General features: G+C 70.1%; 22 protein-coding genes and 1 riboswitch. Of the genes, 14 read left to right on the plus strand and 8 right to left on the minus strand.

The genetic code is table 11. The features are described 5' to 3' along the window. Nucleotides 1-5: 5 nt before the first annotated feature. The gene (locus SGA01_RS27245; RefSeq protein WP_141299333.1) at nt 6-917 is read left to right on the plus strand and encodes a 1-aminocyclopropane-1-carboxylate deaminase/D-cysteine desulfhydrase; all 912 of its coding nucleotides are present in this window, start codon (nt 6-8) and stop codon (nt 915-917) included. Here the strand turns inward: SGA01_RS27245 and SGA01_RS27250 are convergent. Then, the gene (locus SGA01_RS27250; protein WP_141299335.1) at nt 914-2512 is read right to left on the minus strand and encodes a Na+/H+ antiporter; all 1599 of its coding nucleotides are present in this window, start codon (nt 2510-2512) and stop codon (nt 914-916) included. The genes SGA01_RS27245 and SGA01_RS27250 overlap by 4 nt on opposite strands. A gap of 48 nt (nt 2513-2560) precedes the next feature. On the opposite strand from SGA01_RS27250, the gene SGA01_RS27255 reads away from it, so the two are divergent. The 3 genes from SGA01_RS27255 (at nt 2561) to SGA01_RS27265 (ending at nt 4595) form a co-directional block, all read left to right on the plus strand. Next, a complete protein-coding gene (locus tag SGA01_RS27255) occupies nt 2561-2821 on the plus strand; it encodes a UBP-type zinc finger domain-containing protein (RefSeq protein WP_055641392.1) in 261 nt (86 codons plus the stop codon). Between the two features lie 272 nt (nt 2822-3093). Further along, nucleotides 3094-3507: an ATP-binding protein gene (locus SGA01_RS27260; protein WP_024761155.1), complete on the plus strand. Its 414-nt coding sequence runs from the start codon at nt 3094-3096 to the stop codon at nt 3505-3507. Nucleotides 3508-3584: 77 nt separating this feature from the next. Then, a complete protein-coding gene (locus SGA01_RS27265) occupies nt 3585-4595 on the plus strand; it encodes an RNA polymerase sigma factor SigF (RefSeq protein WP_229917616.1) in 1011 nt (336 codons plus the stop codon). Nucleotides 4596-4606: 11 nt separating this feature from the next. On the opposite strand, the gene SGA01_RS27270 is transcribed toward SGA01_RS27265, so the two are convergent. Next, nucleotides 4607-5032, minus strand: coding sequence for a hypothetical protein (locus tag SGA01_RS27270; protein ID WP_141299338.1), 426 nt, complete (start codon nt 5030-5032; stop codon nt 4607-4609). A 122-nt stretch (nt 5033-5154) separates the two neighbouring features. On the opposite strand from SGA01_RS27270, the gene SGA01_RS27275 reads away from it, so the two are divergent. Beyond that, nucleotides 5155-6123, plus strand: a complete 969-nt coding sequence (locus SGA01_RS27275; RefSeq protein WP_055641395.1) for a diacylglycerol/lipid kinase family protein — start codon at nt 5155-5157, stop codon at nt 6121-6123. Between the two features lie 318 nt (nt 6124-6441). Then, nucleotides 6442-6699: a WhiB family transcriptional regulator gene (locus SGA01_RS27280; protein ID WP_004937597.1), complete on the plus strand. Its 258-nt coding sequence runs from the start codon at nt 6442-6444 to the stop codon at nt 6697-6699. 176 nt (nt 6700-6875) lie between these two features. Here SGA01_RS27280 and SGA01_RS27285 read toward each other — a convergent pair whose 3' ends face one another. Beyond that, nucleotides 6876-8342: a sensor histidine kinase gene (locus SGA01_RS27285; protein ID WP_141299340.1), complete on the minus strand. Its 1467-nt coding sequence runs from the start codon at nt 8340-8342 to the stop codon at nt 6876-6878. 293 nt (nt 8343-8635) lie between these two features. Then, nucleotides 8636-9310, minus strand: coding sequence for a TetR/AcrR family transcriptional regulator (locus tag SGA01_RS27290; protein ID WP_141299342.1), 675 nt, complete (start codon nt 9308-9310; stop codon nt 8636-8638). An 84-nt stretch (nt 9311-9394) separates the two neighbouring features. Here SGA01_RS27290 and SGA01_RS27295 point away from each other — a divergent pair, with 84 nt between their 5' ends. Continuing rightward, the gene (locus SGA01_RS27295; RefSeq protein ID WP_141299344.1) at nt 9395-10156 is read left to right on the plus strand and encodes an SDR family oxidoreductase; all 762 of its coding nucleotides are present in this window, start codon (nt 9395-9397) and stop codon (nt 10154-10156) included. Between the two features lie 184 nt (nt 10157-10340). Continuing rightward, complete coding sequence (gene nagB / locus SGA01_RS27300) at nt 10341-11126, plus strand: glucosamine-6-phosphate deaminase (RefSeq protein WP_055646029.1); 786 nt, start codon at nt 10341-10343, stop codon at nt 11124-11126. A gap of 94 nt (nt 11127-11220) precedes the next feature. Here the strand turns inward: nagB and SGA01_RS27305 are convergent, their stop codons facing one another. The 4 genes from SGA01_RS27305 to SGA01_RS27320 form a co-directional block, all read right to left on the minus strand. Continuing rightward, nucleotides 11221-12744, minus strand: a complete 1524-nt coding sequence (locus SGA01_RS27305) for a glycoside hydrolase family 3 protein (RefSeq protein WP_055641399.1) — start codon at nt 12742-12744, stop codon at nt 11221-11223. Between the two features lie 8 nt (nt 12745-12752). After that, nucleotides 12753-13619, minus strand: coding sequence for a carbohydrate ABC transporter permease (locus SGA01_RS27310; RefSeq protein WP_371866175.1), 867 nt, complete (start codon nt 13617-13619; stop codon nt 12753-12755). Further along, the gene (locus SGA01_RS27315; protein ID WP_141299346.1) at nt 13616-14638 is read right to left on the minus strand and encodes a carbohydrate ABC transporter permease; all 1023 of its coding nucleotides are present in this window, start codon (nt 14636-14638) and stop codon (nt 13616-13618) included. Before SGA01_RS27315 ends, SGA01_RS27310 begins: the two co-directional genes overlap by 4 nt. Before the next feature lie 158 nt (nt 14639-14796). Further along, on the minus strand, nt 14797-16095 hold the full coding sequence (locus tag SGA01_RS27320; RefSeq protein WP_141299348.1) for an extracellular solute-binding protein: 1299 nt from the start codon (nt 16093-16095) through the stop codon (nt 14797-14799). 285 nt (nt 16096-16380) lie between these two features. On the opposite strand from SGA01_RS27320, the gene SGA01_RS27325 reads away from it, so the two are divergent. The 6 genes from SGA01_RS27325 (at nt 16381) to SGA01_RS27350 (ending at nt 23522) form a co-directional block, all read left to right on the plus strand. Then, nucleotides 16381-17145, plus strand: coding sequence for a GntR family transcriptional regulator (locus tag SGA01_RS27325; RefSeq protein WP_141299395.1), 765 nt, complete (start codon nt 16381-16383; stop codon nt 17143-17145). A 170-nt stretch (nt 17146-17315) separates the two neighbouring features. Further along, entirely contained in the window at nt 17316-17588 is a 273-nt protein-coding gene (locus SGA01_RS27330) for a DUF3311 domain-containing protein (protein ID WP_079037413.1), read from the plus strand. Then, entirely contained in the window at nt 17585-19216 is a 1632-nt protein-coding gene (gene mctP, locus SGA01_RS27335) for a monocarboxylate uptake permease MctP (RefSeq protein ID WP_141299350.1), read from the plus strand. The genes SGA01_RS27330 and mctP overlap by 4 nt, the downstream gene beginning before the upstream one ends. Before the next feature lie 84 nt (nt 19217-19300). Further along, nucleotides 19301-19801 (plus strand): GNAT family N-acetyltransferase, encoded by a 501-nt coding sequence (locus SGA01_RS27340; RefSeq protein WP_141299352.1) that lies wholly within the window; start codon nt 19301-19303, stop codon nt 19799-19801. Between the two features lie 65 nt (nt 19802-19866). Then, nucleotides 19867-20007: riboswitch (cobalamin riboswitch) on the plus strand. A 132-nt stretch (nt 20008-20139) separates the two neighbouring features. Further along, the gene (locus tag SGA01_RS27345; RefSeq protein WP_141299354.1) at nt 20140-22506 is read left to right on the plus strand and encodes a ribonucleoside-diphosphate reductase subunit alpha; all 2367 of its coding nucleotides are present in this window, start codon (nt 20140-20142) and stop codon (nt 22504-22506) included. Further along, nucleotides 22506-23522 carry a ribonucleotide-diphosphate reductase subunit beta gene (locus tag SGA01_RS27350; protein WP_141299356.1) on the plus strand — a complete coding sequence of 339 codons (1017 nt, stop codon included), beginning with the start codon at nt 22506-22508 and terminating at the stop codon, nt 23520-23522. The genes SGA01_RS27345 and SGA01_RS27350 overlap by 1 nt, the downstream gene beginning before the upstream one ends. Nucleotides 23523-23576 lie beyond the last annotated feature (54 nt).

The raw sequence follows: 23576 nt of genomic DNA on the forward strand, positions 1-23576 counted from the left end.
GCCGGGTGAACACGTTCGACCTCTCCCCCCTGCGGCCCCGGCTCCCCTCGCCCCTGGAGCCGGTGGAGGACGAACGCTTCGCCCGGCGCGGTCTCACCCTGCTGCTCAAGCGCGACGACCTCATCCACCCCGACCTGCCGGGCAACAAGTGGCGCAAGCTCGCGCTCAACCTGCGCGAGGCGGACGGCCGTCCCGTGCTCACCTTCGGCGGCGCGTACTCGAACCACCTGCGCGCCACGGCCGCCGCCGGCCGGCTCCTCGGCTTCCCCACGATCGGTGTCGTCCGCGGCGACGAGCTGGCCGGGCGACCGCTCAACCCGTCCCTCGCGCGGTGTGCGGCGGACGGGATGCGGCTGGAGTTCGTGGACCGGGCCACGTACCGCGCGAAGAGCGATCCCGCCACGCTCGCCGCGCTTCTGGAACGGGCCCCCGCGGAGACGTACGTGGTCCCGGAGGGCGGCAGCAACGCCCTCGCCGTGCACGGGTGCGTGGAGCTCGGCCGCGAGCTCGCGGGGGCGGCGGACGTGGTCGCCGTCGCCTGCGGCACGGGCGGCACCCTCGCGGGCCTCGCGGCCGGCCTCTCCCCCGGGCAGAGGGCGCTGGGGATCCCGGTCCTCAAGGGCGGCTTCCTGGGCACGGAGATCCGCGCCCTCCAGGAGGCGGCGTTCGGCGGGGCGCGCGGTGACTGGGCCCTCGACGAGCGGTTCCACTGCGGCGGTTACGCCCGTACGGGGCCGGCTCTCGAGGCGTTCGCACGGGACTTCGAGGCGCGGCACGGACTCGCCATCGAGCGGCTGTATGTCGCCAAAATGCTCCACGGGCTCGTGACCCTCGCGGAGGAGGGCGCGTTCCCGGCGGGCACCCGGCTCGCGGCGGTGGTGACGGGCGCCCCCGAGCCGCCCCCGGAAGGGTCCTAGTCCGCCGCCTCCTCGCGGTACGCGGCGGCCTCCTCCAGGTCGAGGCGGCGGAGCAGCGTACGCATCATCTCGTCGTCGATGCGGCGCGCGTCGCGCAGCTGCACGAAGACCTCGCGCTCGGCGTCGATCATCTCGCGCGAGAGCCGCCGGTACGTGTCGTCCGCCGTCTCCCCGGTGGCTTCGTTGACCGCCCCGAGCCGCTCCCAGACGGAGTTCCGGCGCCGTTCCAGGACGGTGCGCAGCCGGTCGGCGAGGGGCTGCGGCAGGGCGTTGCGCTCGTCGGCGAGGAGGGCGTCGAGGCGTTCCTCGGCGGCCCGGGAGGCCTCGCTCTGGGCCTGCGCCTCGGCGAGGGTCTCGGCGTACCGGTCGCGGCCGGGGAGCTTCAGGAGCCGGATGAGCGGGGGCAGGGTGAGGCCCTGCACCACGAGCGTGCCGATGACGGTGGTGAAGGTGAGGAAGAGGACGAGGTTGCGGGCGGGGAACTCCACCCCGTCCGTGACGACGGGGATGGAGAAGGCGATGGCGAGGGAGACGACCCCGCGCATGCCGGCCCAGCCGACGACGAGCGGGGCTCTCCAGTCCACTCCCGGCTCGCGCTCCCGCACGCGCGCGGAGAGCCATCGGGGCAGGAAGGTCGCCGGGTAGACCCAGACGAAGCGGACGACGACGACGGCCACGAAGACCCCGACCGCGTACCAGACGGCCTCTGCGATGCCGTACTGGCCGAGGCCCTCGACGACGTACGGCAGCTGGAGCCCGATCAGGGCGAAGACGGCGGACTCCAGGATGAAGGCGACCATCTTCCAGACGGCCTCCTCCTGGAGCCGGGTCGCGAAGTCGACCTGCCAGGCGCGGTGGCCGAGGAAGAGGCCGACCACGACGACGGCGAGGACACCGGAGGCGCCGACCTCCTCGGCGGCCGCGTAGGCGACGAAGGGGATGAGGAGGGAGAGGGTGTTCTGGAGGAGGGAGTCGCCGAGGCCGCGCCGCAGCCAGTGGATGGGGACCATGAGGACCAGGCCCACGCCGATCCCGCCGACGGCCGCGAGCGCGAACTCCCACATCCCGCCGGCCCAGCTGACGCCCTCGCCGACCGCAGCCGCGAGGGCGACCTTGTAGGCGGTGATGGCGGTGGCGTCGTTCACCAGGGACTCGCCCTGGAGGATCGTGGTGATCCGGTTGGGCAGGCCGAGCTTGCGGGCGATGGCCGTGGCGGCGACCGCGTCCGGCGGGGCGATGACCGCGCCGAGCACGAGCGCGGCCGTGAGCGGCAGGTCGGGGACGAGGACGTACGCGAGCCAGCCCACGGCCACGGTGGCGAAGAGGACGTAGCCCACGGAGAGCAGGGCGACGGGCCGGATGTTGGCCCGCAGGTCGAGGTAGGAGGACTCGACGGCCGCCGTGTAGAGGAGCGGGGGCAGGATCAGCGGCAGCACGATGTGCGGGTCGAGCGTGTAGTCCGGGACTCCCGGTACGTACGAGGCGGCCAGGCCGACGGCGACCAGGAGCAGCGGGGCCGGGACCGGGGTCCTGCGGGCGAACCCCGCGATCGCGGCGCTCGCCGCCACCAGAGCCACCAGCTGCAGTGCGTCCATGCCCGTGTGCCCCGTCCCTGTCCTGTGTCGCAACGTAACCTGGCCATCATGAGCGAGTGCCCGCACGTTGCCGAAATGCCGCGCCCCGAACCGGTGCCGCTGGCCGACACCTGCCCGGAGTGTCTGGCGGACGGGACGCATCCGGTGCAGCTGCGGATCTGTCTGAGCTGCGGGCACGTCGGCTGCTGCGACTCGTCGGCGGGGCGGCACGCGACGGGGCACTTCTCCTCCACCGGGCACCCGGTGATGCGGACGTTCGAGCCGGGCGAGGCCTGGCGCTGGTGCTTCGTGGACGGTGCGATCGTCTGACGGCCGGTGGGGCGGTTCGACCGCCTCGCAGTTGGGTACGTCATCCCTCCGCCGGTCGCTCGTTTTCGCCCCCCGCACACCTCTACCCACCGTCCGCACCCATGGGCCTACCATGGGTGACGAGCGTGATCGGGGGCCGGGGGGGCTCACGGCGACACGGCGGGACGGATCGCGATAGCGTCACGGCGGACTGCGCAGCCCCCTGCGCACCGCCCGGTCCGGGGCCTCTCCCCCCGGACCCCGAATGAGCTTGTGCCACCTTGGAGGTGAGGGTGTCCCAGATCACAGGCGAGCCCGGGACCCAGGACTTCGTGGAAGTCCGGCTGCCCGCTGCGGGTGCCTATCTGTCCGTGCTGCGTACGGCCACGGCCGGCCTCGCGGCGCGCTTGGACTTCACCCTCGACGAGATCGAGGACTTGCGGATCGCCGTCGACGAGGCCTGCGCGATCCTGCTCCAGCAGGCCGTGCCCGGGTCCGTCCTCAGCTGTGTCTTCCGGCTGGTCGACGACTCGCTGGACGTGACGGTCTCCGCCCCGACGACCGACGGTCGGGCGCCGGAGCGGGACACCTTCGCCTGGACGGTGCTTTCGGCACTGGCCGGGAAGGTGGAGTCGTCGGTGGCCGATGACCGTACGGTCTCGATCAGCCTGTACAAACAGCGCGGCGCGGGGCCAGGCCCGGCGTGAGGAGCGGGGACGCGACGGCCGGCATCCCTGAGCAGCAGGCGCGGCCGCATGAGGTCGCTACGGAGCAGGCGGACCAGATGAGCGAGCACGAGCAGCACCACCAGGTTCCCGAGACACCCGGCCTCCCGGAGGCCTCGACGGCCTCCGGGACCTCTGGGGTCTCCGAGGCCTCCGAGGTCACCGGGACCTCCGAGGTCTCCGACGGCTCCGAGGTCTCCGGAGCCTCTTCGGGCATGCCGAGCGCCGAAGACGACACGAAGGCGGCCGAGGCGAAGGCCGCCGAAGCCTCCGAGGCCGGCGAGGCCCCGGAGCAGGCCCCCGTCGTCCCCGCCCCGAACGACCGGAGCGGGGCGCGCGCCCTCTTCGTCGAGCTGCGCGAGCTGCCGGAGGGCTCCCCGGAGAAGGCGGAGCTGCGCAACCGGCTGGTCCGGATGCACCTGCCGCTGGTGGAGCACCTGGCCCGGCGCTTCCGCAACCGCGGCGAGCCGCTGGACGACCTGACGCAGGTGGCGACGATCGGCCTGATCAAGTCGGTGGACCGGTTCGACCCGGAGCGCGGGGTCGAGTTCTCGACGTACGCGACCCCGACGGTCGTCGGCGAGATCAAGCGCCACTTCCGCGACAAGGGGTGGGCGGTCCGCGTGCCGCGCCGCCTCCAGGAGCTGAGGCTCTCGCTGACCACGGCGACGGCCGAGCTCTCCCAGCAGCACGGCCGCTCCCCGACGGTGCACGAGCTGGCCGAGCGGCTCGGGATCTCGGAGGAGGAGGTCCTGGAAGGGCTGGAGTCGGCGAACGCCTACTCGACGCTCTCCCTGGACGTCCCGGACACGGACGACGAGTCGCCGGCCGTGGCGGACACGCTGGGCGCGGAGGACGAGGCCCTGGAGGGGGTCGAGTACCGCGAGTCGCTCAAGCCGCTCCTGGAGGACCTGCCGCCCCGGGAGAAGCGGATCCTGCTGCTGCGTTTCTTCGGGAACATGACCCAGTCGCAGATCGCGCAGGAGGTCGGCATCTCCCAGATGCACGTGTCTCGTCTGCTGGCTCGGACCCTGGCGTCGCTTCGCGAGAAGCTTTTGGTGGAGGAGTAGGGCCGAAGGCTCTACGGAGTGTCCTGACCGGGGCGCCGGATGCCGAGCGCCTCGGTCGTGGCCGGGTTCACCAGGAGGACGAGCCCGGTGACGGCGAGGACGCCGAGGACGATGCCGGCCGGGATCATCGCGCTGTCGGCCTGGAGCATCTGCCAGGCGACCGGCAGGGCCAGGATCTGGGTGATGACGGCCGGGCCCCGGCTCCAGGACCGGCACAGCCACAGGCCGCGGGCCGCGGCGAGCGGGATCAGTCCGAGTGCGACAAGCGTCACCGCGCCGGTCAGGGCGCCGGTGAGGTCACCGGTCCCGTCCGTGAGGGCTTTCACCAGCATGTACACGCCGCCGGCGAGGAGCCCGAGGGCCTCGACACCTGCCACGGCCGCCGCTGCGGCGAGACGGTTGGGGCGGGAGGTCTGCTCCGTACTGCTGCTGCTCATAAAGGGCAGGGTAACCGGGCCGCCCGGAAGCCCGCCGGGGCTCCCCGTCCTGAGCCCCGCAGGGTGTCCGACGGATGGGCCTGGACTGCGCTCGGTACCGCCAAGTAGGTACCCTGGCGCTCATGCGCGCACTTCTCGTGGTCAATCCGGCAGCCACCACCACCAGTGCCCGCACCCGTGACGTGCTCATCCACGCGCTGGCGAGCGAGATGAAGCTGGAGGCGGTCACCACCGAGTACCGCGGGCACGCACGCGACCTGGGACGACGGGCCGCCGACTCGGGCACCATCGACCTCGTCGTGGCCCTCGGCGGCGACGGCACGGTCAACGAGGTCGTCAACGGACTGCTGCACGGCGGGCCCGACCCGGACCGGCTGCCGGGCCTCGCGGTCGTCCCCGGCGGCTCGACCAACGTCTTCGCCCGCGCGCTCGGACTGCCGAACGACGCCGTGGAGGCGACCGGCGCCCTGCTCGACGCCCTGCGTGAGCGGCGAGCACGCACAGTGAGCCTCGGGCTTGCGGCCGGGACGCCGGGCACCGAGGACGAGGCGGTCCCCTCGCGCTGGTTCACCTTCTGCGCCGGCCTCGGATTCGACGCGAGCGTCATCGGCCGAGTCGAACAGCAGAGGGAGCGCGGGAAGAGATCCACCCATGCCCTCTATCTCCGCCAGGTGTTCCGCCAGTTCCTCGACGAGCCGCACCGGCGGCACGGCACGATCACCCTGGAGCGCCCCGGCGCCGAGCCGGTCGAGGACCTCGTCCTCTCCATAATCTGCAACACCTCCCCCTGGACCTACCTGGGCAATCGTCCGGTGTACGCGTCCCCCGAGGCGTCCTTCGAGACCGCTCTCGACGTGCTCGGACTGAGCCGTCTCTCCACCCCGGCGGTGGCCCGGTACGCCACTCAGCTGCTCACCTCCACGCCCGAGCGGGGTCCCCGCGGCAAGCACGCCGTGACTCTGCACGACCTGACCGACTTCACCTTGCATTCCAAGGTTCCGCTGCCCCTTCAGATGGACGGCGACCACCTGGGACTGCGTACGAGCGTGACGTTCACAGGCGTACGCCGTGCACTGCGTGTGATTGTGTGAGTGGAAGGGCCCAAAGTCCTTTCACTCGAACGTTTAGGCGCGCATCCACCCCTTAGAAGTACGGCTGTGACCTAGTCGACACCGAGGAATCAAAAAAAACTTTCCGGAAGGGGTTGTATCCCCCGCCGAGGTTTGCGAGTCTCTTCTTGGCGATCGGGACGGCCCGCAACACCGGCCTCCACTGAGAGCCAGAACCCCTCCTCAGTACCTGGACCACACCAGTTCATCTGGCAGTCGGCCCTTCACTTACGGGGGGATTCGTGAAAGCGTTCACATTCACAAGCAACCAGCTTGTAACACCCTAGAGAGGTAGCAGCCATGGACTGGCGTCACAACGCCGTTTGTCGTGAGGAAGACCCCGAGCTGTTCTTCCCCATCGGCAACACCGGTCCTGCGCTGCTGCAGATCGAGGAAGCCAAGGCCGTCTGCCGCCGCTGCCCCGTCATGGAGCAGTGCCTGCAGTGGGCGCTCGAGTCCGGCCAGGACTCCGGCGTCTGGGGTGGCCTCAGCGAGGACGAGCGCCGCGCGATGAAGCGCCGTGCCGCTCGCAACCGGGCGCGTAACGCTACCGCCTGACACCCCGCCGACAGCCTGAGGCCAGCGGCGCATACATCGCGTATGCAATCACCGCCCTCGAGTCGCAGCGCGCAGTAGTAACCCACAGCATTCGAGCCCCGGACCGATCTCCTCGGTCCGGGGCTCGCTGCTGTGCGTCGGAGGAACCGCGCGTCAGGGAGCCGCGCGTCGCAGGATCACTTCTGCGGCAGTACGGGGATGTCGAGGATCACCTTCGTGCCGCGCTCGGCGCCGGGGACCATGTCGAACGTTCCGCCCAACTCCCCTTCCACCAGCGTCCGTACGATCTGGAGTCCCAGGTTGCCGGCCCGCTGCGGGTCGAAGCCCTCGGGCAGACCGCGGCCGTCGTCCTGGACCGTGATGAGGAGCCGGGCGTCGACACGGGGCTCACCGCGGACGGCGGTGACCTCGACGGTGCCCTGCTCACCCTGAGCGAAGGCGTGTTCGAGGGCGTTCTGGAGGATCTCCGTGAGGACCATGGAGAGCGGGGTCGCGACCTCGGCGTCGAGAATGCCGAAGCGGCCGTTGCGCCGGCAGGTGACCTTGCCCGGGGAGATCTCGGCGACCATCGCGATCACCCGGTCGGCGATCTCGTCGAACTCGACGCGCTCGTCCAGGTTCTGGGACAGCGTCTCGTGGACGATCGCGATCGAACCGACGCGCCGCACAGCCTCGTTGAGCGCCTCGCGGCCCTGGTCGGAGTCCATCCGACGGGCCTGGAGCCGCAACAGGGCCGCCACGGTCTGGAGGTTGTTCTTCACCCGGTGGTGGATCTCCCGGATGGTGGCATCCTTGGTGATCAACTCGCGCTCGCGGCGGCGCAGTTCGGTGACGTCGCGGAGGAGGACGAGCGAGCCGATCCGGGTGCCCTTGGGGCTGAGCGGGATCGCCCGCAGCTGGATCACTCCGCCGTTGCCCTCGACCTCGAACTCGCGCGGCGCGTAGCCGGAGGCCAGCTTGACCAGGGCTTCGTCGACCGGCCCGCGGGAGGGGGCGAACTCCGCGGTGATCTGACCGAGGTGCTGGCCGACGAGGTCGGCGGCGAGCCCGAGCCGGTGATAGGCGGAGAGGGCGTTGGGCGAGGCATACTGGACGACGCCCTCCGCGTCCAGACGGACGAGGCCGTCGCCGGCGCGCGGCGAGGAGTCCATGTCGACCTGCTCGCCGGGGAAGGGAAACGTTCCGGCCGCGATCATCTGCGCGAGGTCGGAGGCCGACTGGAGGTAGGTGAGCTCCAGCCGGGAGGGCGTGCGGACCGTGAGCAGGTTGGTGTTGCGGGCGATGACGCCGAGGACCCGGCCCTCACGGCGTACGGGGATGGACTCGACCCGCACCGGGACCTCCTCGCGCCACTCGGGGTCACCCTCGCGGACGATCCGGCCCTCGTCGAGGGCGGCGTCGAGCAGGGGGCGGCGGCCGCGCGGCACCAGGTGGCCGACCATGTCGTCCTGGTAGGAGGTGGGGCCGGTGTTGGGCCGCATCTGGGCGACGGAGACGTATCGCGTGCCGTCGAGGGTCGGGACCCACAGGACGAGGTCGGCGAAGGAGAGGTCCGAGAGCAGCTGCCACTCGGACACCAGCAGGTGGAGCCACTCGAGGTCGGAGTCGCTCAGGGCGGTGTGCTGGCGCACGAGGTCGTTCATGGAGGGCACGGTGCGAGGGTACCCGCGGAATTGCAGGGGCGGTGAACCTGGATCTCCGGGCGTCCGTGTTGGAGGATGGGCCGGGAAGGGCCGCGCTCCTGTGGATGGACAGACAAGAATGGTCTAGTCCACAATGAACGCAACTAGCCTCCACCCTCCCCGCACAGGAGGGTGGAACGAGGTACCCGACGCTCTCTGCCCTGACTGCGTCGAGACCTCCCACACGGCCGAGGGACCGCACACCCCCGGCCGAGCAACTCCGGGCTGCGGTGCCGGACGGGTTGAGGGTCCCGTCAGGCGCCGCGGCCCGCGGGTGTTTCCGGGGCCATTTCCGGGGCCGCCGCCGGGGCCTTTCCCCGACTCTCCCCCGGGGCCGCCGCCGGCCAGGACCTCATCGCCCACTCCGCCACCGCCGCGAGATCCTCGCGCGTCGCCCCGTCGCGGGCCTGCTGGGACATGCCCTGGAGTACGGCGCCGCTGAAGCGGGCCAGTGCGCGGGCGTCGGTGCCGGGCGCCAGCTCCCCCGCCTCGACGTCCCGGCGGATCCGGGCCTCGAAGGAGGTCAGATTGGCCTCCCGGCGCGCCCGCAGGGCCTCCTCGACCTCGGGGGTCGAGCAGTTGACCGCGGCGGAGATCATCAGACAGCCGCGCGGATGGCCCGACTCCGTGAAGAGCTCCGCCGACTCCCGCAGGAGGCGCCCGATGGCGCCACGGGCCGTCGGCTCCTCGGTGAAGGCGCGGTCGCCGTACGACCCGTACGACCCGGCGTACGCCTCGACGACCTCCTCGAAGAGCGTCCGCTTGTCGCCGAAGGCCGAGTAGAGGCTGGGCGCGCTGATGCCCATGACGCGGGTGAGATCGGCGACGGAGGTCGTCTCGTAGCCGTGCTCCCAGAAGGCCATCGTGGCCTGCTCCAGGGCCGTGAGCCGGTCGAAGGAGCGGGGGCGGCCGCGCTGTCTCGTCACCATGGAGTGAATTCTATAGCGCGCGCTAGCAAAAGTGGGGTACGGTCTTTTCGTAACGACCACTACACAAACGAGGGGGGCGTCGCCATGGGCGTGCTCGCAGGGAAGACGGCACTGGTCACGGGCGGCAGCCGCGGCATCGGACGCGGGATCGCCGAGCGGCTCGGCCGCGAGGGCGCGCGGGTCGCGGTGCACTACGGGAGCAACGAGACGGCGGCGAAGGAGACGGTCGCCGCGATCGAGGCGGCGGGCGGCGAGGCCTTCACGCTCGGCCAGGAGCTGGGCGTCCCGGGGGACGCGGCGGCCCTGTGGGAGGCGTTCGACACGGCCGTCGGCGGGGACGGCGGCCTGGACATCCTGGTGAACAACGCGGGGATCGCGGCGTCGAAGCCGTTCGCGACGCTCGGCGAGGAGGAGTACGACCGGGTCTTCGCCATCAACGCCAAGGCGCCGTTCTTCCTCGCGCAGCTGGGCGCCGAGCGACTCCGGGACGGCGGCCGGATCATCAACGTCTCGACCGGGCTGACCAGGACGGCGGTCATGCCGGACCTGATCGCGTACTCGATGTCGAAGGCCGCGCTCGACGTCTTCACCCGGGACCTGTCCAAGGTCCTCGGGCCGCGGCGGATCACGGTCAACTCGGTGGCGCCGGGGATCGTGGACACGGACATCAACGCCGCCTGGCTGCGGGGCGACGAGCAGGCCTGGGCCGGGGCGGCGGCGCTGTCGGCGCTCGGCGGGGTCGGCACCCCGGCGGAGATAGCGGACGTGGTGGCCTTCCTTGCCTCCGAGGACGCGCGCTGGGTGACGGGCCACTGGATCGACGTCACGGGAGGCTCGCTGACCTGAGCCGGCCCACGGGATCGGCGGGGTTCAAGTGGCTGGAGGGGCGGGGGCGGCAGACGATGGTGGCGGTGCCGTCCGCACCGCGGAACGGCATGAGGAGACGGCCCTCCCTCTGCTAGATTTGGCTTTGATTGGTCTATACCACATGGACCCTCCCCGGCCCCTCCACCAGATCGGCAGGCACAGCGTGGAAGTTGTCATCGTCAAGGACGCCAAGGCGGGCGGCGAGCTCATCGCGGACGGCATCGCCGGCCTCCTGCGCCGCAAGCCCGACGCGCTGCTCGGCGTTGCCACGGGTTCGACTCCGATCCCCATCTACGACGCCCTGACCGCCCAGGTCGCGGCCGGCTCCGTGGACGCCTCCCGGGCCCGGATCGCCCAGCTGGACGAGTACGTCGGACTGCCGGCCGGGCACCCCGAGTCGTACCGCTCCACCGTGCTCCGCCAGGTCGTCGAGCCGCTCGGGCTCTCCCAGGAGGCCTTCATGGGCCCCGACGGCTCCGCCGAGGACGTCCTGGCGGCGTGCGAGGCCTACGACAAGGCGCTGGCCGAGGCCGGCGGTGTGGACCTGCAGATCCTGGGCATCGGCACCGACGGGCACATCGGCTTCAACGAGCCGTGCTCCTCGCTCGCCTCGCGCACCCGGATCAAGACGCTCACCGAGCAGACCCGCGTGGACAACGCCCGCTTCTTCGACAACGACATCGAGCAGGTGCCCCACCACGTCATCACCCAGGGCATCGGCACCATCCTGGAGGCCCGTCACCTGGTGCTGCTCGCCACCGGCGAGGGCAAGGCCGAGGCCGTGGCGCAGACCGTCGAGGGCCCGGTCGCCGCGCTCGTACCGGCCTCCGCGCTCCAGCTGCACCCGCACGCCACGATCGTCGTGGACGAGGCGGCGGCCTCCAAGCTGAAGCTCGCGGACTACTTCCGCCACACCTTCGCGAACAAGCCCGCCTGGCAGGGCATCTGAGTCCGGCCCCGCCAGGGGAACGCCGAAGGGGCCCGGCACCTGATCCAGGTGCCGGGCCCCTTCGCGTACGGGCTTACGGGCGTACGGGCGGCGCTCAGGCGCCGGTGCCGACCACGGCCTCGGCGGCCGCGCGGCCGCAGACGCGGGCCGCGCCGTGCGTGGCGATGTGCAGGGCCCCACGGGGCTCCGCCTCGTTGAGGCCCATCTCGACCACGACGGTGTCGGGACGGGCCGCGAGCAGGCCGTCCAGGGCGTCGGTCATCCACGGGTGGCGGTGGGCGTCACGGACGACCGCGACGATCCGGCGCTCCCCCGCGGCGGCGAGGATCGCGTCCACGGAGGCCTCGGCGTACGAGCCGGTCTCCGTGCCGGGCAGCAGGCGCTCCAGCTCCGCCGCGATGCCCCAGGGCGTCTCGTCACCGACCGCGAAGTTGGCGACCGGGGTGAAGGAGGCCACGTAGGGAGCGCTGCTCACCGGGGTGTACGGCTGCTCCCCGCGGGTCACCTTCAGGGCCCTGCGGGCCGCGACGAGTCCGATGTCGGCGCCGGGCGCGGTCCCCTCCTGCACTGCCGCGCCCGACACCGACTCAGCCCCCCTCGCCCGGTGCGACTGGGTCCAGGCCGCCAGGGCGCGCACGCGCGCCGCGGCGTCGGCCAGCCGCTCCTCGGGCAGTTCACCGGTCCGTACCGCGTCGACCAGCGCGTCGCGCAGTCGCAGTACGGTGTCCTCGTCGCACAGCCCGCCGCCGACGCAGATGGCGTCGGCGCCCGCGGCGATCGCGAGGACGGATCCGCGCTCGATGCCGTACGTCGCCGCGACGGCCTGCATCTCCATGCCGTCGGTGACGATCAGCCCCTCGAAGCCCAGCTCCTGGCGCAGCAGACCGGTGAGGATCTGCGGGCTCAGGGTGGCCGGACGGTGCGGGTCGAGCGCGGAGAGAAGAATATGCGCGCTCATGACCGCTTTGGTACCCGCGGCGATGGCGGCGCGGAAAGGTACCAGCTCACGGGCGTGCAGTGTGGCGAGGTCCACATCGATCCGGGGCAGCGCGTCGTGCGAGTCGACGTTGGTGTCGCCGTGTCCCGGGAAGTGCTTCGTGCAGGCCGCGACCCCGACGCCCTGGAGGCCGTCGACGTACGCCACGGTGTGCCGGGCGACCAGGTCCGGGTCCGGCCCGAAGGACCGGACGCCGATGACCGGGTTCTCGGCGTTGGAGTTGACGTCCGCCGAGGGCGCCCAGTTGAGGTCGACGCCGCACTGCGCGAGGCGGCGGCCGAGCTCGCGGGCGACGGCCCGGGTGAGCTCGACGTCGTCGACGCTGCCCAGCGCGTAGCTGCCGGGGAAGGACGAGCCCTGCTTGACCTCGAGGCGGGTGACGTCCCCGCCCTCCTCGTCGATGGCGACGAGGACGTCGTCCCGCTCGGCGCGCAGCTGCGCGGTGAGCGCGGCGAGCTGTTCGGGGCTGACGATGTTCCGGCCGAAGAGGCCGACCGAGGACAGGCCCTCGCCGATGTGGCGACGCAGCCAGTCGGGGGCGGTGGTGCCGACGAAGCCGGGCTGGAGCACCGTGAGCGCGTCACGGGTCAGGGTGTCCGAGCCGTGTACGAGAGTCGTCATGGGAGCCGTTATCCCTTCACCGCGCCGGCGGTCATGCCGCCGACGGCCTTGCGCTGGAGGAAGAGGAACACGATGAGCACGGGGAGAGCGAAGAGCGTGGAGGCGGCCATGGTGGCGCCCCAGTCACTGCCGAACGCGGTCTGGAACTCGGTGAGCCAGCGCGTCAGGGTCTGCGACTCCTTGTCCTTGTTCAGCATCAGGACCATGGCGAACTCGTTCCAGGCGGTGATGAAGCCGAAGAGCGAGGTCGACATGAGGCCGGGAGCGAGGAGCGGGAAGATCACCTTGCGGAAGGCCTGACCGCGGGTGCAGCCGTCGATCTGCGCGGCCTCCTCCAGCTCGACCGGGACGGCGGCGATGAAGCCGCGCAGGGTCCAGATGGTGAAGGGGAGGACCATCACGAAGTAGATCAGCGTGAGCATCGGGATGCTGTTCAGCATGTCGTTCTCACGGGAGATCATGTACATCGCGATGACCATGACCTCCCAGGGGGCCATCTGCGCCAGCATCACGATCAGGACGATGCCCTTGCGTCCCTTGAACTTCATGCGGGCGATCGCGAAGCTCGCGGCCAGGGCCACGAGGAGCGCGAGCAGCACGGCGCCGAGGGTGACGAGGAGGCTGTTCTGGACGTACGTCCAGAACAGGTCGACACCGGTCGCGGTCGTGTAGTTCTCGAACGTCGGCGTGAAGACGAAGACGGGGTCCTTCGTCATGATCTCGTGCTGCGGCTTCAGCGAGGACGAGAACATCCAGTAGACGGGGAAGACGAACACCACGGCGAGGACGAGGGCGGTGAGGTTCTTGGCGATGACGCCGACCGTCAGCGGCTTCCTGGTGCGCAGCTTCTGCGGAGTCTCAGTGGTGGTGCTCACAGCTCCTCCTCCTGCTTCAGGATCAGGCGGAAGTAGAAGGACATGACCGCGATGAGCATCACGATCGTCAGGACGGAGATGGCGGCGGCGACACCGTAGTGGAACTGGCCGACACCCTCGATGTAGGCGAAGACGGGGAGCGTCTCGGAGCCTCGGTCGGGACCGCCCTGGTTCATGGCGTAGACCTGGGCGAACGCCTTGAAGATCCAGATGATCTCCAGGAACGTCGTGATCATGAAGAAGGACTTGAGGTTCGGGAAGACCACGGACCAGAAGGTCCGCCAGCCGCTCGCGCCGTCCATCTTGGCGGCCTCGTACAGCTCCGTCCCGACCGTGGTCAGGGCGGCGTACATGTTGAGGGCGACGAAGGGGACGGAGCCCCAGACGAGCAGGATCAGGATGATGACGAGGGTGGAGAAGCCCGTCTCGAACCAGTTGTGCTGCTCGTAGCCCGAGAAGCCGAGCGTGCGCATGACCCAGTTGACGACACCGAACTGCTCGTCGAAGAGCCAGCGGAAGACGGTGACGGAGGCGATGATCGGCATGGCCCAGGCGAGCATGAGGGCCAGCGAGAGGACCAGTCGCATCTTCTTGCCGAGGCGGTTCAGCAGCAGACCGACGCCCGTGCCGATGGCCATGATCAGGGCGACGTTGACGGCGGTGAAGACCACGCTTCGGACGACGACCGTCCAGAACTGCGAGTCGCTCAGCAGGTCCGTGTAGTTGTCGAAGCCGATCCAGATCGTCTCGCGGGTGATGAACTCTTTCCGGTTGAGCTGCTGGAAGGAGAGCATCACATTGCGGATCAGCGGGTAGAGCAGGAGCACCGCCATGGACAGCAGGGCCGGCGCGACGAGCAGATAGGGCAGCAGCCCACTCGGCAGCGAGCGTCTGCCGCGCGAGGGCTGAAGGACTTCCTTCGAGCCGGAAGGGGATGGCGGAGTCTGAGACTTCCCTGCCGCCCTCCCGGGCGCGTCCTGAGGAGCGGCGCTGGCCGTCCCCTGGGAGTCCACGGTCATGGTCTTATTCCTCGCGGTTCTGGGGCTCCCGCGCCCACCGGGGCACGGCCCGGGGGAGCGGGCCGCTGGTCACTGCATGCGATGCGTCACTGCAAAGCGTCACTGCAAGCGCCGGTGGTGCGGCCGGTGCGACACCGGCCGCACCACCTGGCTACGGATTACTGCTGGTTGATGCGCTCGTTGATGACCTTGTCGGCCGCCTCGCCGGCCGCCTTGGCGTCCCCGCCCTTCAGGACCTTCGTCATGAAGTCCTTGATCGGGTTCGGCGCGGTCTCGACGTTCGCCCAGCCCGGCGTCACCGGGGTGACCTTGCCGGACGCGGACGACACGGCCATCGACTCGGCGAAGGAACCGGCGGCCGGCTTGAACTGCGCGCCGTCCTGGTTCGGGAGCAGCGCACCCTCGGTGGCCTTCGCGTACGTGGTCATGTGCTCCTTGCCGGCGGCGAGGGCCAGCCACTCCTTCGCGAGCTCCTTGTTCTGGGAGCGCTCGGAGATGGCGAGGTTCGAGCCGCCGAGGAAGACGGAGCCCGGCTTGTCAGCGGTCTTGCCCGGGATCGGGAAGTAGCCGAAGTCGGCCGTCTTGCCGGCCTTCTTCATGGCGTCGATCGCGCCGCCGGCCTCCCAGCCGAGGCCGATCCAGGACGCCACGCCGCCCTTGGGGACGACGTCGGTGGACTGCTGCGGGGTCGCCTCGTCCTTGTCCTTCGGAGCGGTGGAGTAGGACGCCAGCTCCTTGTAGAAGTTCACGGCGCTGACGGCCTCGGGGGAGGACAGGTTGCCCTTCCACTTGTCGCCGTCCTTGACCGCGAGGTCGCTGCCCTCGTCCCAGATGAGGCCGGCGAGCACGTACCAGGACTGACCCGGCAGGTAGATCGCCTGCGACTTCGGGTCGGCGGCCTTGAGCTTCTTCAGACCGTCGATCCACTCGGCGCGGGTCTTCGGCGGGGTGACGCCGGCCTTCTTGTAGGCGGCCTTGTCGTAGATGACGACGCGGCTGGCGGCGTACCACGGAGCGGAGTAGAGCTTGCCGTCCAGCTCGTTGGAGGCGACCATGCCCTTGTTCCAGGCGTCGTAGCCGAGCTTGGCCTTGTCACCCGTCAGGTCGGCGAGACCGCCGGTGACCGCGTAACCGGCGGTCTGGGTGTTGCCGAGCTCCAGGACGTCCGGCGGGGTGTCCTCGGAGAGGGCGGTGGTGACCTTCTCCTGGATGCCGTTCCAGACCTGCTTCTCGACCTTGACCTTGACACCCGGGTGCTTGGCCTCGAACGCCTTGTTCACCTCGGCCATCCACGCGTCCGGAGCGGACCCGTCCATGACCCAGACCGTCAGGGACTTGTCGCCCCCGGCCGACGGCTTGCCGGCGTTGTTCTCCTTCTTGTCGCTGTCCGAACCACATGCAGCGATAGAGACCATCATGCCCGCGACGCCGATCGCCGCGATGAGCTTGCGCTTCACGCCACCCTCCTCAGGGATGCCTGCAACCCCTGCCCACCGCGCGAAGACATACGTCAGGTAGTGCTCGTGGGGCTGGGACCTGGTCTTTAATGGTTTAGACCAGTACCCGGAGCTTGGCCTAGACCTTTAGGGGTGTCAAGGGTGTATAAGAAGGGCAGTCGCGTCCGTTATCGGACCGACACCTGAGGTAGGGCGACGACCCGTGACCGGTCCGTGCCACCATGTGAGCCGCTACAGACGGAGGAGCCGGTGACGGCAGCAGCACAGGAGTCGGGAAGGCAGGCCATGGCCAGGGACGCGGGCAGCACGGAACCGGAGAGCGGGGTCGCCACCCGCACCGCTCGCGTGCCCAAGTACTACCGACTGAAGCGGCACTTGCTCGACATGACGGAGACCCTGCCGCCCGGCACACCGGTCCCGCCGGAGCGGACGCTCGCCGCCGAGTTCGACACCTCGCGCACCACCGTGCGCCAGGCGCTCCAGGAGCTGGTCGTCGAGGGCCGCCTCGAGCGCATCCAGGGCAAGGGCACCTTCGTGGCGAAGCCCAAGGTCTCGCAGGCCCTGCAGCTCACCTCGTACACGGAGGACATGCGCGCGCAGGGCCTGGAGCCCACCTCGCAGCTCCTCGACATCGGGTACGTCACCGCCGACGACACGCTCGCCGGACTGCTCGACATCTCGGCCGGCGGCCGCGTCCTGCGGATCGAGCGGCTGCGCCTGGCGAGCGGCGAGCCGATGGCGATCGAGACCACCCACCTTTCGGCCAAGCGCTTCCCCGCGCTGCGCCGCTCGCTGGTGAAGTACACCTCGCTGTACACGGCCCTGGCCGAGGTCTACGACGTCCGTCTCGCCGAGGCCGAGGAGACCATCGAGACCTCCCTCGCCACCCCGCGCGAGGCCGGTCTGCTCGGTACGGACGTGGGCCTGCCGATGCTGATGCTTTCCCGCCACTCCCTGGACGCCCAGGGCGAGCCGGTCGAGTGGGTGCGCTCCGTCTACCGCGGCGACCGCTACAAGTTCGTGGCGCGCCTCAAGCGGCCCACCGACTGACCGGATCCACACGTCCGACGAGGGGGGTTGCCGAAGTCCCGGCGGCCCTCCTCGTTTTCGCGTTCCCGGAGGAATCACTTCCGTTATGCGGACAGGGGTTCCATGGAGCGTGACCGTCCCCTAGATTTCCCCAGCATTACCGAGGTGATCAGCGAGGGGACGGAATCGCCATGTCAGAGGCGGCAGAAGCACCGGAAACGGCACAAGGGAAACAACCGACCATCACCCCGCTGCGGGTGGTGATCGCGCTCTGTCTGTTCGCGCCGTTCGTGGCGATGCTCTGGGTGAGCTCCTACGCGAAGACCGAACCGCTCTTCGCGGGCATCCCGTTCTTCTACTGGTACCAGATGCTCTGGGTGCTGATCTCCACCGCTCTGACCATGATCGCGTACAAGCTGTGGCAGCTGGACCAGCGTGCCCGCAAGGGAGGTGACGCGCGATGAAGGACGTCACCGGCGTGAACGGCGTGGCGCTCGCCGTCTTCATCTTCTTCTTCCTGGCCGTCACGGTCATGGGATTCCTGGCCTCGCGCTGGCGCAGGGCCGAGAACGAGAACAGCCTCGACGAATGGGGCCTGGGCGGCCGGTCGTTCGGCACCTGGGTGACCTGGTTCCTGCTCGGCGGCGACCTCTACACGGCCTACACCTTCGTCGCGGTCCCTGCGGCGATCTACGCGGCGGGCGCGGCCGGCTTCTTCGCCGTCCCGTACACGATCCTGGTGTACCCGCTGATCTTCACCTTCCTGCCGCGCCTCTGGTCGGTCTCGCACAAGCACGGATACGTCACCACCTCCGACTTCGTGCGCGGCCGCTTCGGCTCCAAGGGTCTGTCGCTCGCGGTCGCCGTCACCGGCATCCTCGCGACCATGCCGTACATCGCGCTCCAGCTCGTCGGCATCCAGGCCGTCCTGGACGTCATGGGCGTCGGCGGCGGCGAGAACACCCACTGGTTCATCAAGGACCTGCCGCTGCTCATCGCCTTCGGCGTCCTCGCGGCGTACACGTACTCCTCGGGGCTGCGCGCGCCCGCGCTCATCGCCTTCGTCAAGGACACCCTGATCTACATCGTCATCGCCGTGGCGATCATCTACATCCCGATCAAGCTCGGCGGCTTCGACGAGATCTTCGCCAAGGCCGGCGAGGCCTACGCCCAGACCAACCCGGCGACCGGCAAGCCGCGCGGCACGCTCGTCCCCGGCGAGGCCGGCCAGTGGACGTACGCGACGCTGGCGCTCGGCTCGGCGCTCGCGCTCTTCATGTACCCGCACTCCATCACGGCGACGCTGTCCTCGCGCAGCCGTGAGGTCATCCGCCGCAACACCACGATCCTGCCGCTGTACTCGCTGATGCTGGGCCTGCTCGCGCTGCTCGGCTTCATGGCGATCGCCGCCGGGATCCAGGTCAAGAACGGCCAGCTCGCCATCCCGCAGCTGTTCGAGACCATGTTCCCGGACTGGTTCGCGGGTGTCGCCTTCGCCGCGATCGGCATCGGCGCGCTCGTCCCGGCCGCGATCATGTCGATCGCCGCGGCCAACCTCTTCACCCGCAACATCTACAAGGACTTCATCAAGCCGAACGCGACCCCGGCCCAGGAGACCAAGGTCTCCAAGCTGGTCTCGCTCCTGGTGAAGGTCGGCGCGCTGGCCTTCGTCCTCACCATGGACAAGACGGTCGCGATCAATTTCCAGCTGCTCGGCGGCATCTGGATCCTCCAGACCTTCCCGGCGCTGGTCGGCGGTCTCTTCACTCGCTGGTTCCACCGCTGGGCGCTGCTCGCCGGCTGGGCCGTGGGCATGGTCTACGGCACGGCCGCCGCGTACGGCGTGGCCAGCCCGACGCAGAAGCACTTCGGCGGCTCCTCCGCCGAGATCCCGGGCATCGGCGAGATCGGCTACATCGGCCTCACCGCCTTCGTCCTCAACGTCGTCGTCACGGTCGTCCTGACCTTCGTCCTCAAGGCCCTGAAGGCCCCCGACGGCATCGACGAGACCTCTCCGTCGGACTACACGGCCGACGCGGGCGACGCGCCGTCCCGCAAGGCGGCCGCGAAGGTCGGCGCCAACGTGCACTGACCCGTACGACCTGCGGGAAAGGGCCCGGGATCTCCGCGAGGAAATCCCGGGCCCCTTCGCGTGCCCCCGGGGCAGACTGGCGCCATGGACTTCACGATCAGGGCAGTACGGCCCGAGGAGTACGAGGAGCTCGGGGAACTCACCGGGCAGACCTACCTGGACGACGGGCTGCTGCTGTACGGCGCCGACGACTTCTATCTGGACGTGCTCCGGGACACGGCACGGCGGGCTCGCGAGGCCGAGGTGCTCGTGGCCGTCGACGCGGACGGCCGGATCATCGGCGGGGTCACCTTCGCCCCCGGCTCCACCCCGTGGGCGGACATCGCCGTCACCGGCGAGGCCGAGTTCCGGATGCTCGTGGTCTCCCCCGCGGCCCGCGGCAGGGGCGTCGGCGAGGCGCTCGTGCGCGCCTGCGCGGACCGCGCGCGGGCCGTGCCGGAGTGCGCGCGGCTCGTGCTCTCCACGGACGCCAAGATGGTCGCGGCGCACCGGATCTACGAGCGCATGGGCTTCGTACGCACCCCTGAGCGGGACTGGGAACCGGTTCCCGACCACCGGCTGCGGACCTACGCCCTGGAGTTCTGAGACCCGGAGACAAGCCAGGGCGACACAACATGTGGGGGGTTCCGCGAGCGGCGCCCCCCACATGTATGCTCGTCCTCGCTGTCGACGCAGGGAAATCCGGCGCGAATCCGGAACTGTCCCGCAACGGTGTGCTTCGTACCCATGTGTTCGCACCCAGGTGCACGTACGAGGCGAGTCCGAGGACCTGCCGACAGCGCGCCCGGTCCTTCCGTTCCGGGTGTCACTGACGTCCGGGCCTCGCGGAGTGGGCCGGTGGACGCGGCGTGTCCGGCGTACGGATGCCCGCCTGCCCGCCTTCCCCCCGCCGCGGCCCAGAGCCGAGCGAGGGAGAGCCCCACGTGACCATCGCGCCCGCCGATCCGGCCACGGCGATCGAGAGCGACGGACCCGGCACCATGCTGCTGCGGACCCTGACCGATCTCACCGCCGACCTGCCCGACACGGACCCCGGCAAGGTCGCCGCCGCCGCGCTCCGCGGCCGCAGCGCCACGTCGGACGAGGCGGAACTGCGCGAGCTGGCCACCGAGGCGGCCGCCGGCCTGATCTCCGAGGACCCGGCCTACTCCCGGCTCGCCGCCCGGCTCCTGACGATCACCATCGCCGACGAGGCCGCCTCCCAGGGCTCCGTCACCTTCTCGGCCTCCGTCGCCGTCGGGCACCGCGAGGGCCTCATCGCCGACCGCACCGCCGACTTCGTCACGCTCCACGCCGACCGGCTCGACGTCACCATCGACGGCGCCGGCGACGACCGCTTCGGCTACTTCGGTCTGCGCACCCTCTACTCGCGCTACCTGCTGCGCCACCCGATCACCCGCAAGGTCATCGAGACCCCGCAGCACTTCATGCTCCGCGTCGCCTGCGGCCTCGCCGAGGACGAGAGCACCCGCGCGCTCGACGAGGTCTCCGCGCTGTACGGCCTGATGAGCCGTCTGGACTACCTCCCCTCCTCCCCCACGCTCTTCAACTCGGGTACGCGCCACCCGCAGATGTCCTCCTGCTACCTCCTGGACTCCCCGCAGGACGAGCTGGACTCCATCTACGACCGCTACCACCAGGTCGCCCGCCTCTCGAAGCACGCCGGCGGCATCGGCCTCTCCTACTCCCGCATCCGCGCCCGCGGTTCCCTCATCCGCGGCACCAACGGGCACTCCAACGGCATCGTCCCGTTCCTCAAGACCCTCGACGCCTCCGTCGCCGCCGTGAACCAGGGCGGCCGACGCAAGGGCGCCGCGGCCGTCTACCTGGAGACCTGGCACGCGGACATCGAGGAGTTCCTGGAGCTCCGCGACAACACGGGCGAGGACCAGCGCCGTACGCACAACCTGAACCTGGCGCACTGGATCCCGGACGAGTTCATGCGCCGGGTCAACGCGGACGCCGAGTGGTCGCTCTTCTCCCCGGCGGACGTGCCCGAGCTCGTCGACCTGTACGGCGAGGAGTTCGACGCCGCCTACCGCGCCGCCGAGGCGAAGGGCCTGGCCCGCAAGACGATGCCGGCCCGCGACCTGTACGGCCGGATGATGCGGACCCTGGCCCAGACCGGCAACGGCTGGATGACCTTCAAGGACGCGTCGAACCGGACGGCCAACCAGACGGCCGAGCCCGGCACGGTCGTCCACTCCTCGAACCTGTGCACCGAGATCATCGAGGTCACGAACGACGGCGAGACGGCCGTCTGCAACCTCGGCTCGGTCAACCTGGGTTCGTTCGTCGCCGGTGGCGACATCGACTGGGAGCGGCTGGACGCGACCGTCCGTACGGCCGTCACCTTCCTCGACCGGGTCGTCGACATCAACTTCTACCCGACCGAGCAGGCCGGGCGCTCCAACGCCCGCTGGCGGCCGGTCGGCCTGGGCGCGATGGGCCTCCAGGACGTCTTCTTCCAGCTGAAGCTGCCGTTCGACTCCGCCGAGGCGCGCGCCCTGTCGACGAAGATCTCCGAGCGGATCATGCTGGCCGCGTACGAGGCCTCCGCCGACCTCGCCGAGCGCAGCGGCCCGCTCCCCGCCTGGGGGCAGACCCGCACGGCCCGCGGTGTCCTGCACCCCGACCACTACGACGTCGAGCTCAACTGGCCCGAGCGCTGGGCGGCCCTGCGCGAGCGGATCGCCACGGTCGGCATGCGCAACAGCCTGCTCCTGGCCATCGCGCCGACGGCGACGATCGCCTCGATCGCCGGCGTGTACGAGTGCATCGAGCCGCAGGTCTCCAACCTCTTCAAGCGCGAGACGCTGTCGGGCGAGTTCCTCCAGGTCAACTCCTACCTGGTCGACGAGCTGAAGCGGCTCGGCGTGTGGGACGCGCAGACCCGGGACGCGCTGCGCGACGCCAGCGGCTCGGTCGCGGGCTTCACCTGGATCCCGGCCGAGGTCCGCGAGCTGTACCGCACGGCCTGGGAGATCCCGCAGCGCGGTCTGATCGACATGGCCGCCGCGCGCACCCCGTTCCTCGACCAGTCGCAGTCCCTGAACCTGTTCATGGAGACGCCGACGATCGGCAAGCTGTCGTCGATGTACGCGTACGCCTGGAAGCAGGGGCTGAAGACGACGTACTACCTGCGCTCGCGCCCGGCGACCCGGATCGCCCGCGCCGCCCAGGCGTCGACGGCCGCCGCCGTCCCGATCCCCGTCCAGCAGGCGGCCTCCGACGCGGACGCCCTCGCCTGCTCCCTGGAAAACCCCGAGTCCTGCGAGGCCTGCCAGTAATGAGCACCATCGAGAACAAGAACCTCCTCGACCCGGGCTTCGAGCTGACCCTGCGTCCGATGCGCTACCCGGACTTCTACGAGCGCTACCGCGACGCGATCAAGAACACGTGGACGGTGGAGGAGGTCGACCTCCACTCGGACGTCGCCGACCTCGCCAAGCTCACCCCCGGTGAGCAGCACATGATCGGCCGGCTGGTCGCGTTCTTCGCGACCGGCGACTCGATCGTGTCGAACAACCTCGTGCTGACGCTGTACAAGCACATCAACTCCCCCGAGGCGCGCCTGTACCTCTCGCGCCAGCTGTTCGAGGAGGCCGTGCACGTCCAGTTCTATCTGACGCTGCTCGACACCTACCTGCCCGACCCGGCCGACCGCGCCGCCGCGTTCGACGCGGTCGAGGAGATCCCCTCGATCCGCGAGAAGGCGCAGTTCTGCTTCCGCTGGATGGACTCGGTCGAGAAGATCGAGAAGCTGGAGACGGCCGCCGACCGCCGCCGCTTCCTGCTGAACCTGATCTGCTTCGCGGCGTGCATCGAGGGCCTGTTCTTCTACGGCGCCTTCGCGTACGTGTACTGGTTCCGGTCCCGCGGTCTGCTGCACGGCCTGGCCACCGGCACCAACTGGGTCTTCCGCGACGAGACGATGCACATGAACTTCGCCTTCGAGGTCGTGGACACCGTCCGCAAGGAGGAGCCGGAGCTCTTCGACGACGCCCTCCAGCAGCAGGTCACCGACATGCTGAGGGAGGCCGTGGAGGCGGAGCTGCAGTTCGGCCGCGACCTGTGCGGTGACGGCCTGCCCGGCATGAACACCGAGTCGATGCGCGAGTACCTCCAGTGCGTCGCCGACCAGCGCCTGGTCCGTCTCGGCTTCCCGCCGGTCTACGGCTCCGAGAACCCCTTCGCGTTCATGGAGCTCCAGGGCGTCCAGGAGCTGACCAACTTCTTCGAGCGCCGCCCGTCCGCCTACCAGGTGGCGGTCGAGGGCTCGGTGGACCTGGACGAGGACTTCTAGGACCCGGCTGTACGAGGAAGGGCCCCGCACTCCGAGTGAGTGCGGGGCCCTTCT

The organism is Streptomyces gardneri (assembly GCF_006539185.1).
Lineage (GTDB): Bacteria > Actinomycetota > Actinomycetes > Streptomycetales > Streptomycetaceae > Streptomyces > Streptomyces gardneri.

Excerpts from the sequence above, each read along its gene's own strand:
- SGA01_RS27250 (WP_141299335.1), bottom strand. The coding sequence starts at position 2,512 with ATGGACGCACTGCAGCTGGTGGCTCTGGTGGCGGCGAGCGCCGCGATC.
- SGA01_RS27255 (WP_055641392.1), top strand. The coding sequence starts at position 2,561 with ATGAGCGAGTGCCCGCACGTTGCCGAAATGCCGCGCCCCGAACCGGTG.
- SGA01_RS27265 (WP_229917616.1), top strand. The coding sequence starts at position 3,585 with ATGAGCGAGCACGAGCAGCACCACCAGGTTCCCGAGACACCCGGCCTC.
- SGA01_RS27270 (WP_141299338.1), bottom strand. The coding sequence starts at position 5,032 with ATGAGCAGCAGCAGTACGGAGCAGACCTCCCGCCCCAACCGTCTCGCC.
- SGA01_RS27275 (WP_055641395.1), top strand. The coding sequence starts at position 5,155 with ATGCGCGCACTTCTCGTGGTCAATCCGGCAGCCACCACCACCAGTGCC.
- SGA01_RS27280 (WP_004937597.1), top strand. The coding sequence starts at position 6,442 with ATGGACTGGCGTCACAACGCCGTTTGTCGTGAGGAAGACCCCGAGCTG.
- SGA01_RS27285 (WP_141299340.1), bottom strand. The coding sequence starts at position 8,342 with ATGAACGACCTCGTGCGCCAGCACACCGCCCTGAGCGACTCCGACCTC.
- SGA01_RS27290 (WP_141299342.1), bottom strand. The coding sequence starts at position 9,310 with ATGGTGACGAGACAGCGCGGCCGCCCCCGCTCCTTCGACCGGCTCACG.
- SGA01_RS27295 (WP_141299344.1), top strand. The coding sequence starts at position 9,395 with ATGGGCGTGCTCGCAGGGAAGACGGCACTGGTCACGGGCGGCAGCCGC.
- SGA01_RS27305 (WP_055641399.1), bottom strand. The coding sequence starts at position 12,744 with ATGACGACTCTCGTACACGGCTCGGACACCCTGACCCGTGACGCGCTC.
- SGA01_RS27315 (WP_141299346.1), bottom strand. The coding sequence starts at position 14,638 with ATGACCGTGGACTCCCAGGGGACGGCCAGCGCCGCTCCTCAGGACGCG.
- SGA01_RS27325 (WP_141299395.1), top strand. The coding sequence starts at position 16,381 with ATGGCCAGGGACGCGGGCAGCACGGAACCGGAGAGCGGGGTCGCCACC.
- SGA01_RS27330 (WP_079037413.1), top strand. The coding sequence starts at position 17,316 with ATGTCAGAGGCGGCAGAAGCACCGGAAACGGCACAAGGGAAACAACCG.
- mctP (WP_141299350.1), top strand. The coding sequence starts at position 17,585 with ATGAAGGACGTCACCGGCGTGAACGGCGTGGCGCTCGCCGTCTTCATC.
- SGA01_RS27340 (WP_141299352.1), top strand. The coding sequence starts at position 19,301 with ATGGACTTCACGATCAGGGCAGTACGGCCCGAGGAGTACGAGGAGCTC.
- SGA01_RS27350 (WP_141299356.1), top strand. The coding sequence starts at position 22,506 with ATGAGCACCATCGAGAACAAGAACCTCCTCGACCCGGGCTTCGAGCTG.